Genomic DNA, 343 nt, shown 5'->3' on the forward strand with positions numbered 1-343 from the left:
ACCGGCCCTGCTGGACTTGCCGACCGATCGCCCCCGCCCGGCGGTACAAAGCTATGCCGGCGCTGAGGTTGCTGTTGAATTCGATGCCGGGGTGTTACACGGCCTCAAGGCCTGCGGACAACGCCATGGTACGACACTCTTTATGACCCTGCTGGCTGGCTGGTCACTGCTGCTGGCGCGCCTGAGTGGTCAGGAGGATGTTGTCATTGGCACCCCGGTTGCCAATCGCCCGCACCGTGAGCTGGAAGGGATCATTGGCTGCTTCGTCAATACCCTGGCCTTGCGGGTGGAAACCGGCCGTTGCAGCACGGTGTCGGAGCTATTGGAGCAGGTACGCAGCCGT

At 63.0% G+C, this 343-nt stretch carries 1 protein-coding gene; it reads left to right on the forward strand.

The features are described 5' to 3' along the window. Positions 1–343: condensation domain-containing protein (locus tag DDA898_RS00415; protein ID WP_038909838.1), on the forward strand; the 343-nt coding region annotated here is incomplete at both ends.

This window comes from Dickeya dadantii NCPPB 898, assembly GCF_000406145.1.
GTDB classification, from domain to species: Bacteria; Pseudomonadota; Gammaproteobacteria; order Enterobacterales; family Enterobacteriaceae; genus Dickeya; species Dickeya dadantii.